Annotated in this window: 18 protein-coding genes; 17 read left to right on the top strand and 1 reads right to left on the bottom strand. The window is 47.3% G+C overall.

Annotated features, from left to right (window positions below; all coding sequences use genetic code 11):
* Positions 1-19: 19 nt before the first annotated feature.
* Positions 20-574 carry an NUDIX hydrolase gene (locus OTK50_RS06765; protein ID WP_003153317.1) on the top strand — a complete coding sequence of 185 codons (555 nt, stop codon included), beginning with the start codon at positions 20-22 and terminating at the stop codon, positions 572-574.
* Positions 574-1,737, top strand: coding sequence for a TIGR00375 family protein (locus OTK50_RS06760; protein WP_266121844.1), 1,164 nt, complete (start codon positions 574-576; stop codon positions 1,735-1,737). Before OTK50_RS06765 ends, OTK50_RS06760 begins: the two co-directional genes overlap by 1 nt.
* Before the next feature lie 10 nt (positions 1,738-1,747).
* Here OTK50_RS06760 and OTK50_RS06755 read toward each other — a convergent pair whose 3' ends face one another.
* Positions 1,748-2,101 carry a helix-turn-helix domain-containing protein gene (locus OTK50_RS06755; protein ID WP_007409399.1) on the bottom strand — a complete coding sequence of 118 codons (354 nt, stop codon included), beginning with the start codon at positions 2,099-2,101 and terminating at the stop codon, positions 1,748-1,750.
* A gap of 176 nt (positions 2,102-2,277) precedes the next feature.
* Here OTK50_RS06755 and OTK50_RS06750 point away from each other — a divergent pair, with 176 nt between their 5' ends.
* From OTK50_RS06750 to spoIIAB, 15 genes are all read left to right on the top strand, one after another.
* Positions 2,278-3,267, top strand: a complete 990-nt coding sequence (locus OTK50_RS06750; protein WP_003153321.1) for a type I asparaginase — start codon at positions 2,278-2,280, stop codon at positions 3,265-3,267.
* Between the two features lie 37 nt (positions 3,268-3,304).
* On the top strand, positions 3,305-4,732 hold the full coding sequence (gene aspA, locus OTK50_RS06745) for an aspartate ammonia-lyase (protein WP_003153322.1): 1,428 nt from the start codon (positions 3,305-3,307) through the stop codon (positions 4,730-4,732).
* Positions 4,733-4,873: 141 nt separating this feature from the next.
* Positions 4,874-6,280 (top strand): Na+/H+ antiporter NhaC, encoded by a 1,407-nt coding sequence (gene nhaC, locus OTK50_RS06740; protein WP_266121843.1) that lies wholly within the window; start codon positions 4,874-4,876, stop codon positions 6,278-6,280.
* Between the two features lie 12 nt (positions 6,281-6,292).
* Complete coding sequence (locus tag OTK50_RS06735) at positions 6,293-7,606, top strand: NAD-dependent malic enzyme (protein WP_007409402.1); 1,314 nt, start codon at positions 6,293-6,295, stop codon at positions 7,604-7,606.
* A gap of 111 nt (positions 7,607-7,717) precedes the next feature.
* A complete protein-coding gene (locus OTK50_RS06730) occupies positions 7,718-8,008 on the top strand; it encodes a hypothetical protein (protein WP_003153325.1) in 291 nt (96 codons plus the stop codon).
* Between the two features lie 56 nt (positions 8,009-8,064).
* Positions 8,065-8,292, top strand: coding sequence for a hypothetical protein (locus OTK50_RS06725; RefSeq protein WP_012117898.1), 228 nt, complete (start codon positions 8,065-8,067; stop codon positions 8,290-8,292).
* Positions 8,293-8,368: 76 nt separating this feature from the next.
* Positions 8,369-9,013: a stage II sporulation protein M gene (gene spoIIM / locus OTK50_RS06720; protein WP_007409404.1), complete on the top strand. Its 645-nt coding sequence runs from the start codon at positions 8,369-8,371 to the stop codon at positions 9,011-9,013.
* Positions 9,014-9,125: 112 nt separating this feature from the next.
* On the top strand, positions 9,126-9,575 hold the full coding sequence (fur, locus tag OTK50_RS06715; RefSeq protein WP_003153330.1) for a ferric iron uptake transcriptional regulator: 450 nt from the start codon (positions 9,126-9,128) through the stop codon (positions 9,573-9,575).
* A gap of 115 nt (positions 9,576-9,690) precedes the next feature.
* Entirely contained in the window at positions 9,691-9,918 is a 228-nt protein-coding gene (locus OTK50_RS06710) for a YqzK family protein (protein WP_003153331.1), read from the top strand.
* Between the two features lie 7 nt (positions 9,919-9,925).
* Positions 9,926-10,816: a site-specific tyrosine recombinase XerD gene (gene xerD, locus OTK50_RS06705; protein WP_130570840.1), complete on the top strand. Its 891-nt coding sequence runs from the start codon at positions 9,926-9,928 to the stop codon at positions 10,814-10,816.
* A 167-nt stretch (positions 10,817-10,983) separates the two neighbouring features.
* Positions 10,984-12,168, top strand: coding sequence for a phosphopentomutase (deoB, locus tag OTK50_RS06700; RefSeq protein ID WP_015417748.1), 1,185 nt, complete (start codon positions 10,984-10,986; stop codon positions 12,166-12,168).
* Positions 12,169-12,179: 11 nt separating this feature from the next.
* Positions 12,180-12,998, top strand: coding sequence for a purine-nucleoside phosphorylase (locus OTK50_RS06695; protein ID WP_007612343.1), 819 nt, complete (start codon positions 12,180-12,182; stop codon positions 12,996-12,998).
* Positions 12,999-13,134: 136 nt separating this feature from the next.
* Positions 13,135-14,304 carry a D-alanyl-D-alanine carboxypeptidase family protein gene (locus OTK50_RS06690; protein WP_029973633.1) on the top strand — a complete coding sequence of 390 codons (1,170 nt, stop codon included), beginning with the start codon at positions 13,135-13,137 and terminating at the stop codon, positions 14,302-14,304.
* 95 nt (positions 14,305-14,399) lie between these two features.
* Complete coding sequence (spoIIAA, locus tag OTK50_RS06685; protein ID WP_007409411.1) at positions 14,400-14,753, top strand: anti-sigma F factor antagonist; 354 nt, start codon at positions 14,400-14,402, stop codon at positions 14,751-14,753.
* Positions 14,750-15,190 (top strand): anti-sigma F factor, encoded by a 441-nt coding sequence (gene spoIIAB, locus OTK50_RS06680; protein WP_003153347.1) that lies wholly within the window; start codon positions 14,750-14,752, stop codon positions 15,188-15,190. Before spoIIAA ends, spoIIAB begins: the two co-directional genes overlap by 4 nt.
* Positions 15,191-15,193 lie beyond the last annotated feature (3 nt).

Genomic DNA, 15,193 nt, shown 5'->3' with positions numbered 1-15,193 from the left:
CAGAACGGGAGATGACATGATGAAACATTTAGAAGAAAAAACACTTGCGAAAAAAAAGCTGTATGACGGGAAAGTCATAGATCTTTACTTAGAGGATGTAGAGCTCCCGAACGGAAAAACAAGCAAGCGGGAAATCGTCAAACATCCGGGAGCGGTGGCCGTACTTGCGGTGACCGAGGAAGGAAAAATCATTTTGGTGAACCAGTTCAGAAAGCCGCTGGAACGGACAATCGTTGAAATTCCGGCCGGTAAGCTTGAAAAGGGAGAAGAGCCGGAACATACGGCGTTAAGAGAGCTCGAGGAAGAAACGGGATATACGGCGGAAACCTTGACGAAAATCACCGCTTTTTATACATCACCCGGGTTTGCTGATGAAATCGTGCATCTCTTTCTTGCGGAAGGGCTTTCGCCGCTGGAAGAAAAGCGCGAACTGGATGAGGATGAATTTGTCGAAGTCATGCAGGTCACGCTTGAAGAGGCCGTGAAGCTGATTGAATCCCGCAGGGTGTATGACGCAAAAACGGCGTACGCGATTCAGTATCTCCAGCTGAAAGAAGCGCTGAAGGAAAAATGATGAAAACCATCTATGCCGATCTGCATATTCATATCGGCCGCACCTATACGGGAAAACCGGTCAAAATCACCGGGGCCAAAACGTTGACGCTGCATCGGATTTTAGAAGAGGCCAGTGAGGGGAAGGGAATTGAACTATTGGGCATCATCGACTGCCATTCCCCGGAAGTCATAGAAGAAATCGAGCGCGGAATTGATGAAGGCAGATACCGTGAGCTGAAAGAAGGCGGCATCCGGTATCGGAATACGACGCTTCTGTTGGGCAGTGAGCTTGAAATCTATGATCACACATGCCGCGGGCCGATTCACGTTCTCGTCTTTATGCCGTCTCTTGCCGAAATGAAGATGTTTTCTGAGTGGCTCGCAAAAAGGCTTAAAAATATCCATCTCAGCTCCCAGCGTATTTATGAAACCGGTTTGAATCTTCAAAGGAAAACAAAGCAATTGGGCGGGCTGTTTATTCCCGCCCATATGTTCACCCCGCATAAAAGCCTGTACGGAAAAGGGGTCATATCTTCTTTGACAGAAGTTTTCGACCCGGCGCTCATTGACGCGGCGGAACTCGGGTTAAGCTGTGACACCGACATGGCTTCGCGGGTAACAGAACTTGATCCGTATACATTTTTAACAAATTCTGATGCGCATTCCTTAGGAAAAATCGGCAGAGAATATAATGAAATGCTTCTTAAAGAAGCGAATTTCACGGAATTTTCGCTGGCTTTAAAAGGGAAGGACGGAAGAAAAATCACGGCGAATTACGGGCTGAACCCGAAGCTCGGGAAGTATTACCGGACGGCTTGCGACCGCTGCGGCGGCCCGGTTGAAAAAGGAGCTTCCGCCTGTCCGGAGTGCGGGGGGAAAACAATGACAAAAGGGGTCAGTGAACGGCTGGAGGAACTGAGCGGCCCGAAAAAAAGCCGCGTGCCGCGGCCGCCGTATATTCATCAGATCCCGCTGCAGTTCATTCCGGGGGTCGGGCCGAAAACGTTAGACAAACTGAAGCGGGCTTTCGGGACGGAGATGGCGATTCTTCATCAGGCGCAAGAAGAGGAATTGGCGCGTGTCGTCCAGCCTAAAATAGCGGCTGTCATTCATAAAGCGCGCACCGGGCAGCTCGTCCTTGAGGCCGGGGGCGGAGGGACGTACGGCAGAATCAAGCCGTAAAAGCCGGATTTTAGCGGAGCTCCTCCTGCACCTTCTTTTTCGTGCGGACAAACGCAATCAATTCGATGATTTCATCCTGATTCAGCGGCTGTCCGTCAACGGTCAGTGTGCCGCGGCCTTGTGCGGCGTTTGTTAATTCGATGGTCTGGGCAAACGGCTCCGCCTTTTTTTCAGTGCGCCCGAGTAAATCGTCGCACGTCGTGTCAAACAGATCGGCAAGCGTGCCCAGCGCCTCGAATGACGGACGCCGGTATCCTGATTCATACCCGGCGTACGTGCTTTTGGCGATGCCGAGACGGTCAGCCGTATATTGAAGAGACCAATTTTTCTTTTTTCTCAGTTCAGTTAAACGATCTAAATTCATATTCAAAACCGCTCCTTTTCACTTGAGCAAATTATATCATATCGATATGCAAAAGTGTACGCGAATTGAATAATAATCACTTGATTAATTTCATTCGTCTGTCTATAATTTGATTAAAAGTATGCGAAAAGCGAATGCTTAACACATCTTGAGAAATGGATGAAGAGGTGCAGGGTATGAAAAAATTATTGCTGTTAACAACCGGAGGAACAATCGCCTCAGTCGAAGGAGAAAACGGGCTTGCACCCGGGGTGAAAGCAGACGAATTGTTAACCTACGTATCAAAACTTGATAACGATTACACGATGGAAACCCATTCGTTAATGAACATCGACAGCACAAATATGCAGCCTGAATACTGGGCCGAAATCGCAAATGCTGTCAAAGAAAAATATGACGCATATGACGGGTTCGTCATTACGCACGGGACAGACACAATGGCTTATACATCAGCGGCACTGTCTTATATGCTTCAGCATGCTGATAAACCGATCGTCATTACGGGTTCGCAAATCCCGATTACATTTCAAAAAACCGATGCCAAAAAAAATATCACGGACGCGATCCGCTTCGCATGTGAAGGGGTGGGCGGCGTATACGTCGTATTTGACGGCAGAGTCATTCAAGGCACACGCGCCATTAAATTAAGAACGAAAAGCTATGATGCATTTGAGAGCATTAACTATCCGTATATCGCGTTTATTACCGAAAACGGAATTGAATACAACAAACAAGTGCACATGCCAAAAGACGATGCTTTTACGGTCAATACTTCACTTTGCACGGACGTGTGCCTGCTCAAGCTACACCCGGGGCTGAAACCGGAAATGTTTGACGCATTAAAGGGCATGTACAAAGGAATCGTCATTGAAAGCTACGGCAGCGGCGGCGTGCCGTTTGAAGGAAGAGACATTCTCGCCAAAGTCAATGAAATGATTGAAAGCGGCATTGTCGTCGTCATTACGACACAATGTCTTGAAGAAGGAGAGGACATGAGCGTCTATGAAGTCGGCCGAAGAGTCAATCAAGATCTCATTATCCGCTCCAGAAATATGAACACGGAAGCCATCGTGCCGAAATTAATGTGGGCGCTCGGCCAGTCTCACAACTTGGCTGAAGTCAAAAACATTATGGAGACACCGATCGCAGACGACGTTGTACTGTAAAAACATGACTACCACAAAGAGAAAGTAGGGTTTTAGCATGACAAACGCGCAAAAAGAATATCGTCAGGAAAAAGATTTCCTCGGAGAAAAACAAATTGAAGCTGATGTGTATTACGGAATACAAACGCTGCGCGCGAAAGAAAACTTTCCGATTACCGGATACCGCATCCACGAAGAAATGATTAATGCGCTCGCCATCGTCAAAAAAGCGGCGGCGCTTGCCAACATGGATGTAAAACGGCTGTATGAAGGAATCGGAAATGCGATTGTACAGGCCGCAGATGAAATTCTTGAGGGAAAATGGCATGACCAATTTATCGTCGATCCGATCCAAGGGGGAGCCGGAACGTCCATGAACATGAATGCCAACGAAGTAATCGGCAACAGGGCTCTTGAAATCATGGGGCATAAAAAAGGTGAATACATTCACCTCAGCCCGAACACACACGTCAACATGTCACAATCGACGAACGACGTGTTCCCGACGGCAATCCATATTTCAACCTTGAAACTTTTGGATAAGCTCCTTGATACGATGGCGCATATGCTCAGTGTCTTTAAAGATAAAGCGAAACAATTTGATTCTGTCATTAAAATGGGGCGCACACACCTTCAGGACGCTGTGCCGATCCGTCTCGGACAGGAATTTGAAGCATACAGCCGCGTGCTTGAGCGTGACATAAAGCGAATTAAACAATCCCGCCAGCATCTGTATGAAGTAAACATGGGGGCAACGGCCGTAGGTACGGGGCTTAACGCCGACCCGCGCTACATAGAACAGGTTGTGAAGCACCTGGCTGACATCAGCGGACTGCCGCTTGTCGGCGCCGGCCATTTGGTTGACGCCACACAAAACACTGATGCGTATACGGAAGTTTCAGCCGCGTTGAAAGTATGCATGATGAACATGTCGAAAATCGCCAACGATCTGCGCTTAATGGCTTCAGGTCCGCGCGCGGGACTTGCGGAAATTTCACTGCCCGCCCGTCAGCCGGGATCATCCATTATGCCTGGGAAAGTCAACCCTGTAATGGCAGAGCTGATCAACCAAATCGCCTTCCAGGTCATCGGGAATGACAATACGATCTGCCTCGCTTCAGAAGCGGGCCAGCTGGAGCTTAACGTAATGGAGCCGGTACTCGTATTTAACCTGCTTCAATCCATCAGCATCATGAATAACGGGTTCCGTTCATTTACCGATCATTGTCTGGCGGGAATTGAAGCCAACGAAAAACGTCTGAAGCAATACGTGGAAAAAAGCGTCGGCGTCATTACAGCGGTCAATCCGCACCTCGGGTATGAAGCGGCTGCGCGAATTGCCCGTGAAGCAATCATGACGGGGCAATCTGTAAGAGATCTTTGCCTTCAAAATGATGTACTGACAGAAGAAGAATTGGATATCATTTTGAATCCGTATGAAATGACAAAACCGGGAATTGCCGGAAAAGATCTATTAGAAAAATAAATTTTAAAGCAACAACAGCCGCCTTTTCACGTTTTTTAGTGAATAGGCGGTTGCCATACAAAGGGATGAGGCAGTATAGTATAATTTGTTATATCATTTGATGAAAGCGTTTTAGCTTTTTTCTTCTAGGGGGATTTTCTTGTGAAAGAGGCCAGATTGCCAAATTTATTGGAAATTATTATCTTATTATTCGGGTTTTTAGCACTTGTCTTATCGTTCACAGTGTTTTTAGACCTGCCGATCCAGCTAGCTCTATTAATATCCTGGTTTTTCGCTATTATTCTCGGAGTCAGGCTGGGATATTCATATAAAGACTTGCAGGCTTCGATTGTCACCGGGATATCAAACGGTCTTGAGGCGGTATTGATTCTCGTTTCGGTCGGTGCGCTCATCGGGACATGGATTGCCGGCGGCGTTGTGCCGACGTTAATTTATTATGGTTTAGAGTTTATTAATCCTCATGTTTTCCTTCTGGCTACACTGGTTATTTGTTCCGTTATGTCCGTTGCGACCGGAACGTCGTGGGGAACCGTGGGAACCGCGGGAATCGCCATGATTGCCATCGGAGAGGGAATGGGTATACCGCTTCCGATCGTAGCGGGAGCCGTTTTGTCCGGCGCTTACTTCGGAGACAAGCTTTCACCGCTGTCTGACAGTACGGTGCTTGCCTCCACGCTTTCTAAGGTGGATGTGCTGTCACACGTCAGAGCGATGATGTATCTGTCAATTCCGTCCTATATTATTACGGCCATTCTATTTACCGTAACGGGATTTATATACGGCGGAAAAAATATTGATCTCGACAAAGTAGAATTTTTAAAATCTTCATTGCAGAAAACGTTTGACATTCATATATGGATGCTCATTCCGGCTGTTGTCGTCGTTGTCCTTCTGATTTTGAAAAAGCCGTCTATGCCCGTTATTATCATCGGTGCTTTGCTTGGCGCAATCTGGGCTTCCGTCTTTCAGGGAATGAATTTTGCCAGTGCCATCGCGACTGCTTATAATGGTTTTTCTATTAAAACGGACGTCGAATTTTTAAACGGCCTGTTAAACCGCGGAGGCATTACCGGTATGCTGGATACGTTAGTCGTTATCCTGTTCGGTCTCGGTTTTGGAGGAATTCTTGAGAAGCTCGGCGTATTAAAAGTGATTGTCTCAACTTTTGAGAAAAAGCTGACCACACCGGGAAATGTAACGCTTTCGACATTGATCGTCGCCCTTTTAGGAAACATTTTCGGCTGTGCGATGTACGTGTCATTGATTCTGACGCCGAAAATCATGGAGAACAGTTATGATAAACTGAAACTTGACAGAAGAGTTTTATCCCGGAACGCAGAGGTGGGCGGCACGCTTACTTCAGGGATGGTGCCGTGGTCTGATAACGGCATCTATATGGCCGGCATTCTCGGCGTATCCACATTTTCTTATCTGCCGTTCATGTGGCTCAGTTTTGTATCTATCGGACTGGCAATATTGTACGGATACACGGGGAAATTCATTTGGTACACGAAAGAAAAATCCTTGCAATCTCAAAAATTGGGTTAGGAGGTTCATTTCATGATTACAAAGCATATGATTCGGACGTTAATGATTGAAACGCCGACTGTTCCCGGAAATCTCGGAAAAGTGGCAACCGCCATCGGAGTGATGGGCGGAGATATCGGGGAAGTTGAAACCGTTAAAGTCGGCCCGAACTACACAATGCGCAACATTACGGTGCAGGCTGAAAATGAAGAGCAGCTGCAGGAAATCATTCAAGCCATTGAAGCTCTCGGTGAAGGCATCCGGCTTCATACAGTCTCAGATGAAGTGCTCTCTGCTCATGAAGGCGGCAAAATTCAGATGAAAAGCAAAATGCCGATCCGGACATTGGCTGAGCTTGGCCGTGTTTATACGCCGGGTGTCGCCGATGTGTGCAGACTGATTGAAAACGAGCCAGAAAAAGCGTCCATCTATACGACAATCAGCAATTCTGTCGCCATTGTCACCGACGGCACGGCGATTCTCGGCCTCGGCAATATCGGCTCTGTCGCCGGAATGCCCGTAATGGAAGGAAAAGCCGCGCTTTTTGACCAGCTGGCGGGTATCAGCGGAATTCCGATTTTGCTCGATACCTCTGATCCGGAAGAAATCATTCGCACGGTAAAACATATTTCTCCGGGGTTCAGCGGAATTCTGCTTGAAGATATCGGTTCGCCCCACTGCTTTGACATTGAAGACCGCCTTAAAGAAGAACTGGACATTCCGGTTATGCACGATGACCAGCACGGCACGGCGGTCGTCACGCTCGCCGCCGCCATTTCCGCTTGTAAAAGCGCCGGTCTTGATTTAAAAGAAGCGAAGGTCGGTCAGATCGGTCTCGGCGCGGCAGGCGTCGCCATCTGCCGCATGTTTATGGCATACGGAGTCAAAGCGGTCTGCGGAACGGACAAGTCAGAAGACGCAATGAACCGCCTCGCTCAGTACGGAGGTCAGCCGCTTGGAAGCATCAAAGAATTAATGGACACGTGTGACATTGTGATCAGCACCACAGGAGTTCCGGGTCTCATTAAAAAAGAGGATGTCAGAAAAGGACATGTCATTCTGGCCTTATCTAATCCGAAGCCGGAGATTGAACCGGAAGAGGCATTACAAGCCGGAGCCGCTTATGCAGCTGACGGCCGTTCGGTCAATAATGTTCTCGGCTTCCCGGGGATTTTCCGCGGCGCGCTGAACGCCAAAAGCAAGAAAATCGACCATGAAATGCTTGTGGCGGCCGCAGAAGCCATCGCCTCTTGCACAAAACACGGCGATCTCGTGCCTCAGCCTTTGGATGCGGACGTGCATCAGGCCGTATCAGCAGCCGTAGAACGGGCCGCGGCAGGAAAATAAACAACTCTTACAGTACCGGACATGTGCCGGTGCTGTTTTTTTATCATGAATAGGAAGCGGAATTCTTAGGCAGGCTAACGATAGCAAAAGACGGAATAAAGAGGTGTCGATGTGGATTATTTTCCGCTGATCCATACAAATATTTGGGATGCTGTGATCGGCGTGCCGGTCGTCTTATGCGTCACACAGCTGATCAAAGTGTTCTGCCGGGTTCCGGGCATATTCGTTCCCACGATTGCCCTTGCTGCCGGAAATGTTGTGTCTATCGTTTTCGGTCACCATGAACACGTGTATGCGGGGATTTTTATGGGGTTTTTTTACGGATACGCCGCAATGGGGAGCTATTCATCTGCGAAAACGTCTCTGCGCGCTTACCGGTCGAAACATGAGCCGTATTCATGAACACATCTGGATTTTTTTGTTATGATAAAGAAAAGGGAAAAAGGAGCGATTGGCACATGGCGAAGAGCAAAACGAAAAAAATGCGGGAGCATCTCAAAAGAAACGGGATGCGTGACGCAGTCCTGTCAAGGGGGACGGCGCCGTCTTTCAGCACCCATGAAAGAGTGACGAAAACCAAAAAAGACAGGCTTGAAAGAATAAAGCATAAAAAAAGGAACCCCTATGATCACCGGAGTGATGACGGGGGTTCTTTTTTTATGCCCGAATCTCGCGCCTTTCTATGATTTCTCTGTCATGTTTTCTCTTTTCTTTCATACAATCTACTAAATCAAGTCAATAGATTAGCGGGAGGAAAGCGGTATGAGAAAACAATCGTACAAAGAACTGTTTTTTCGCCATGTAAAGGATCATCTGTCACTTTATATATTTGTGTTCGTCTTGTTTTTGATGGGGGTCATTTTCGGGGCGATCATCGTCAACAGCATGACCATCACGCAGAAAGAAGATTTGTATTACTATTTAAGCAAGTTTTTCGGACAGCTGTCTGACGGAAAACATGCCGGCGCTTCAGAAATGTTTTGGCAGGCCGTCTTTCATGATGTAAAATATTTGGGGCTGATGTGGATTCTCGGTATTTCCGTGATCGGTCTTCCGGTTATTTTCATTATGGTGTTTTTGAAAGGAATCGTCGTCGGCTTCACGGTCGGTTTTTTAGTGAATCAAATGGGGATGAACGGGTTTTTCCTGTCTTTTATTTCGGTTCTGCCGCAAAACATCGTTCTCATTCCGGCATATCTTATCATGGGGACATGCTCCATCGCTTTTTCACTGAAACTGATCCGGCAGCTGTTTGTCAAACGCAGCCTTCATGACGCGCCGATCCAATGGTTCGGACGCTACGCCTTCGTGCTGATTCTCATCGTTTTCTTCTCGGTCATCGCCTCGCTGCTCGAGGCGTACGTGTCTCCGCTGTTTATGGAAAAGCTGTCATCACGCATATTTTAGAATGATTATCACAAAATAATACTTTTATTTATCAGTTTATAATAATTATAGTTGGAACTCTGCGCGTATTTTGTTATAATGAGTCATGGAATGCGGCGTAGGAGGGAAAGACATGGAAAACCGTATTGATCGAATTAAAAAGCAGCTGCACTCGTCAAGCTACAAGCTTACGCCACAGCGGGAAGCAACGGTAAGAGTGCTGCTTGAAAACGAAGAAGACCATTTAAGCGCAGAAGATGTATACCTCCTCGTAAAAGAGAAATCTCCTGAAATTGGTCTCGCTACAGTATACCGTACATTAGAATTATTAACAGAATTAAAAGTCGTTGATAAAATTAACTTCGGGGACGGCGTATCCCGCTACGACCTTCGCAAAGAAGGCGCGGCTCACTTTCATCACCATTTGGTGTGCATGGAGTGCGGAGCCGTCGATGAAATTGAAGAAGATCTGCTTGAAGACGTTGAAGAAGTGATTGAACGTGATTGGAAATTTAAAATTAAAGATCATAGATTGACTTTTCACGGAATCTGCCACCGCTGCCGCGGGGATGAAACAGAGTAAAAGCCTACGAACCTTTTCTGCCAGGAAAGGGTTTTTTGCTGTTTTTATGTATAAAAGCCTTTGAAATTGGCATAAGGTGTACTAACAGCCGCCAAAAGAAAGGGTCGATCGAAAGATGGGCAGATTCCTAAAAACAGCCGCGGATACGATCAAAGTGTTTATTCTGTTCACAGGTTTTACCGCGCTGTTCTATTATGCTATGATATGGGTGAATTCAGAGTATGAAAACTATCATCGGTACGATAAACCGGAAGGCTCCGCCGTCAAAGTGGCCAAAACGGAACATGAGGAGAAAGACGGCTGGTTCGGCCGATTGATCTTTTTTTACCAAAACGGGGAGTAGATCAAGAGTGAAGGATCAAATTAAGGATTTCATCCATTATGTGAGGGTTGAAAGAGGGCTGTCCCAAAATACGATGATGTCCTATGAGCGTGATCTGAAAAGTTATTCTCTCTTCTTAACTGAAAGCCTTCAGATCACTTCATGGAATGATGTGACCCGTCTTCATATTATTCAATATTTAAAGCATATAAAGGACTCCGGGAAATCCGGCAAGACGTCTGCGAGGCATTTGGCGTCAATCCGGTCTTTTCATCAATTTCTGTTAAGGGAAAAAGCCGCGGATAAAGATCCTTCGGTACATATTGAAACACAAAAAACAGAGCGGACGCTTCCGAAAGTATTGGCGCTTCACGAAGTTGAGCGATTATTGGACACGCCTAAGCTTGACAGCCCGTTCGGTCTCAGGGATAAAGCCATGCTTGAACTGCTGTACGCGACCGGCATCAGGGTCAGCGAGATGATCGAGCTGAAATTATCCGACGTCCATTTGACGATGGGATTTATCCGCTGCTTCGGAAAAGGGCGGAAAGAGCGGATTGTGCCGATTGGTGAAGCCGCTTCTCATGCGATAGAAGCATACATTGAAAAAGCCAGAGGGAAATTATTAAAGAAAAACGTAACCGAAGCGCTTTTTCTGAATCATCACGGCAGGCAGATCAGCCGTCAAGGTTTTTGGAAAAACCTGAAAAAAATCGCACTTGAAGCGGGGATTAAAAAAGAGCTGACACCGCACACGCTTCGGCACTCTTTTGCAACGCACCTGCTCGAAAACGGCGCGGATCTGCGCGCCGTGCAGGAGATGCTCGGACATGCCGATATTTCCACGACGCAAATTTATACGCATGTGACGAAAACAAGGCTGAAGGACGTGTACAAACAGTATCATCCGCGCGCTTAGGAGCCGCTGCCAGAGGGGCCGCGGCTTTTTTGCCGGATTGGCGGAATACAGAGAAGGTTCTAATTATTTGAATCGGCATTGTCAACAAGAATGTAAACGGTTTATACTTGAGTTGTCTGACCTCTGTAAGCTACAATGGACAGATGGAAGAAAAGGAGGTTTTTATGATGTCTGAATACAAATATAACCGGGTATTTTTGATCGTAATGGATTCTGTCGGAATCGGTGAAGCGCCGGACGCCGCCGATTTTAATGATATAGGCGCAAATACGCTCGGACACATCGCAGAGCACATGAACGGCTTACATATGCCCCATATGGCGCAGCTCGGTCTCGGACTGATCGGAGACATTAAGGGCGTGGAAAAAACGGAGCACCCTCTTGCGTACTACGGAAAAATGCAGGAGGCGTCAAACGGGAAAGATACGATGACGGGACACTGGGAGATTATGGGCCTCTACATTGAAAAACCGTTTAAAGTGTTCCCGGAAGGATTTCCGGATGAACTTCTTCAGGAACTTGAGCGGCGTTCAGGGCGGAAAATCATCGGCAATAAGCCGGCTTCAGGCACGGCGATTCTGGACGAGCTCGGAAAAGAACATATGGAAACGGGTGCGCTGATCGTTTATACATCAGCAGATTCCGTCCTGCAGATTGCGGCTCACGAAGATGTCGTTCCGCTTGACGAACTGTACAGCATCTGTGAAACGGCCAGAGAACTGACGCTTGATCCGAAATACATGGTCGGCCGGATTATCGCAAGACCGTTCGTCGGAGAACCGGGGAGCTTCAAACGCACGCCGAACCGTCATGATTATGCGCTCAAACCGTTCGGCCGCACGGTAATGAACGGAATGAAAGACAGCGGATTAGACGTCATTTCCATCGGCAAAATTTCTGATATTTATGACGGAGAAGGCATTACATCTTCCCGCCGCACGGTATCTAATATGGACGGCATGGACAAAGTGATTGAAACGCTCGGTGAAGAGTTCACCGGCCTGAGCTTTGCCAATCTCGTTGATTTTGACGCGCTGTACGGACACCGCCGCGATCCGGAAGGGTACGGAAAAGCGCTCGAGGAATTCGACGCGAGGCTTCCGGAAGTGTTTGAAAAAATGAAAGAAGACGATCTGCTTATCATCACTGCGGATCACGGCAATGATCCTGTCCATCACGGCACGGATCACACGAGGGAGTATGTGCCGCTTCTTGTGTACAGCAAAAAGCACAAACACACTGAACAGCTGCCGCTTGCGGATACATTTGCCGATATCGGGGCAACCATTGCGGATAATTTCAAAACGGAAAAGCCGGAATACGGAAAAAGCTTTTTATCAAGATTACAGTAGGGGGACTTTTTTTGAAACAAAAGATCGAACGTGCTGCTGCATTTATTAAAGAACACGTGAAAGAAACACCAAAGATCGGTCTGATTTTAGGGTCAGGGCTCGGCGTATTGGCCGATGAAATTGAAGGGGCTGTCAAGCTTACATATGAAACGATCCCTGATTTTCCGGTCTCAACGGTAGAAGGCCATGCCGGCCAGCTTGTGATGGGAACGCTTGAAGGTGTGCAGGTCATCGCGATGCAGGGCCGCTTTCATTACTATGAAGGCTACTCAATGGATCAGGTCACATTTCCCGTCCGCGTGATGAAGGCGCTCGGCGTTGAATCCCTTGTCGTGACGAATGCAGCCGGCGGTATCAACACTGAATTCCGCGCCGGCGATCTGATGATTATTACAGACCACATCAACTTTACGGGCACCAACCCGTTAATCGGGCCGAACGAAGCTGAATTCGGACCGAGATTCCCGGACATGTCAGAAGCCTATGACAAAGAGCTGTCAAGCTTGGCTGAAAAAACGGCCGATGAGCTGGGCATTCCTGTTCAAAAAGGGGTGTATACAGCTGTTACGGGGCCGTCTTACGAAACGCCTGCTGAGGTTCGGTTTTTAAGAACGATGGGTTCTGACGCTGTCGGCATGTCGACCGTGCCGGAAGTCATCGTCGCCAACCACGCGGGGATGCGCGTGCTCGGCATCTCATGCATTTCCAACGCGGCGGCAGGTATTCTTGACCAGCCGTTATCCCATGAAGAAGTAATGGAAATGACGGAAAAAGTAAAAGGCGGCTTTTTGAAGCTTGTAAAAGCCGTAGTCGCACGATCTCAAAAATAAGTCAGCATCAGTCAGCTGTTTCTTCGGAAGCAGCTGTTTTTTTATGCCCTCAACACGAAACATTTTCCAGATGAGGCGTATAAAACCACCGGATTTGGAAAAAATAAAAAGGATTATGAAATGGAGGGCTTTGGAGATGAAACGTCTTATATCCACTTTGTTGATTGGCATTTTATTAACGGCATCAGCACCGTCCGCTTTTGCAAAGCCGGACGGAAAACATACATCGGAGCTCGCTCATGAAGCCAAAAGCGCCGTGCTGATTGAACGCGATACGGGAAGCATTCTTTATAACAAGAACAGCAGGGAGCGTCTGGCGCCGGCAAGCATGACAAAAATCATGACCATGCTTTTAATCATGGAAGCGCTTGACAAAGGGAAAATAAAGATGAGCGATAAAGTCAGGACGAGTGAACATGCTGCGTCCATGGGCGGATCACAGATTTTCCTTGAACCCGGAGAAGAAATGACGGTAAAAGAAATGCTCAAAGGAATTGCGATAGCTTCCGGAAATGACGCATCTGTCGCAATGGCGGAGTATATCGCCGGTTCAGAAGAGGATTTCGTCAGCCGGATGAACAAAAAAGCAAAAGAATTGGGATTGAAAGATACCTCCTTCAAAAACCCGACGGGACTGCCCGAAAAAGACCATTACAGCTCTGCTTATGATATGGCGAAAATGGCGAAGGAATTATTAAAGTATGATAAAATCACTCAATTTACGGGAACGTATGAGGATTATTTAAGAGAAAATACAGACAAAAAGTTCTGGCTCGTCAATACAAACCGGCTGATCAAATTTTATCCGGGTGTAGACGGCGTGAAGACGGGCTTTACAGGCGAAGCGAAGTATTGTTTAACCGCCACCGCTAAAAAAGGAAATATGAGGGTCATTGCTGTCGTTTTCGGAGCCAGCACCCCGAAAGAAAGAAATGCCCAAGTGACCAAAATGCTTGATTACGCCTTCAGCCAGTTCAAAACACACCCGCTGTACAAACGGGATCAAATCGTCGGAACGGTAAAAGTGATAAAAGGAAAAAAGAAACTGATCAAGCTGACCACATCTGAGCCGATTTCTCTTCTGGCCAAAAAGGGAGAGAACATGGACAAAGTAAAAAAAGAAGTGAAAATCAACGGCAATGTAACGGCTCCGGTTAAAAAAGGAGAGGTGCTCGGCAGCCTCGTTCTGAAAAAAGACGGAAAGGTGCTCGTTGAAAGCCCGGTCACGGCAAAAGACGACATGGAAAAAGCGGGTTTTCTCACTTTTCTGAAGCGGACGATGGGAGATTGGACAAAATTTAAATAATCGTGGCGAACGGACACTAGTTTTGTCATAGTGAAGGAATTGCTTTCCCGAAAATCGAAACACTCATTATCCGATCATATCAAGGAGGAATGAGCATGAGCCTTGGAATTGACTTTCATGTCAAAGAATCCGTGCTTTGTATTCGATTAACAGGTGAACTCGACCATCATACGGCAGAATCATTAAAACAAAAGGTTACTGAATCGCTGGAGGCTGACGGCATCCGTCACATCGTGCTGAACCTTGAAGATCTTACCTTCATGGACAGCTCCGGCCTCGGCGTGATTTTAGGGCGTTATAAACAAATTAAACAGCTCGGCGGAGAAATGGTCGTGTGCGCGATTTCGCCCGCGGTGAGACGTCTGTTTGACATGTCCGGCCTGTTTAAAATCATCAGGTTCGAACAATCAGAACAAAAAGCGCTTTTAACGTTGGGGGTGGCATCATGAAAAACGAGATGCATCTTGAATTTTCAGCCCTCAGTCAGAACGAATCGTTTGCGCGCGTAACAGTTGCTTCTTTTATCGCACAGCTCGACCCGACGATGGATGAGCTGACGGAAATCAAGACCGTCGTATCAGAAGCGGTAACAAACGCAATCATCCACGGCTATGAAGAAAATTGCGACGGAAAGGTGTACATCTCTGTTACGCTGGAGGATCATGTCGTCTATCTGACCATACGTGATGAAGGCCTCGGGATCACGGATCTTGAGGAAGCGCGCCAGCCGCTCTTTACGACAAAACCCGAGCTTGAGCGCTCCGGAATGGGCTTTACCATTATGGAAAACTTCATGGATGATGTCACGATTGATTCCTCGCCGGAGATGGGAACGACGATACGCTTAACAAAACACCTATCAAAAAGCAAAGCGCTTTGTAATTAAGGA

Origin of the sequence: Bacillus sp. NEAU-CP5 (assembly GCF_026420705.1) — a bacterium.
Lineage (GTDB): Bacteria > Bacillota > Bacilli > Bacillales > Bacillaceae > Bacillus > Bacillus velezensis.
Note: the sequence above shows the minus strand (reverse complement) of the source record. Positions and strands in the feature narration are given on the sequence as shown.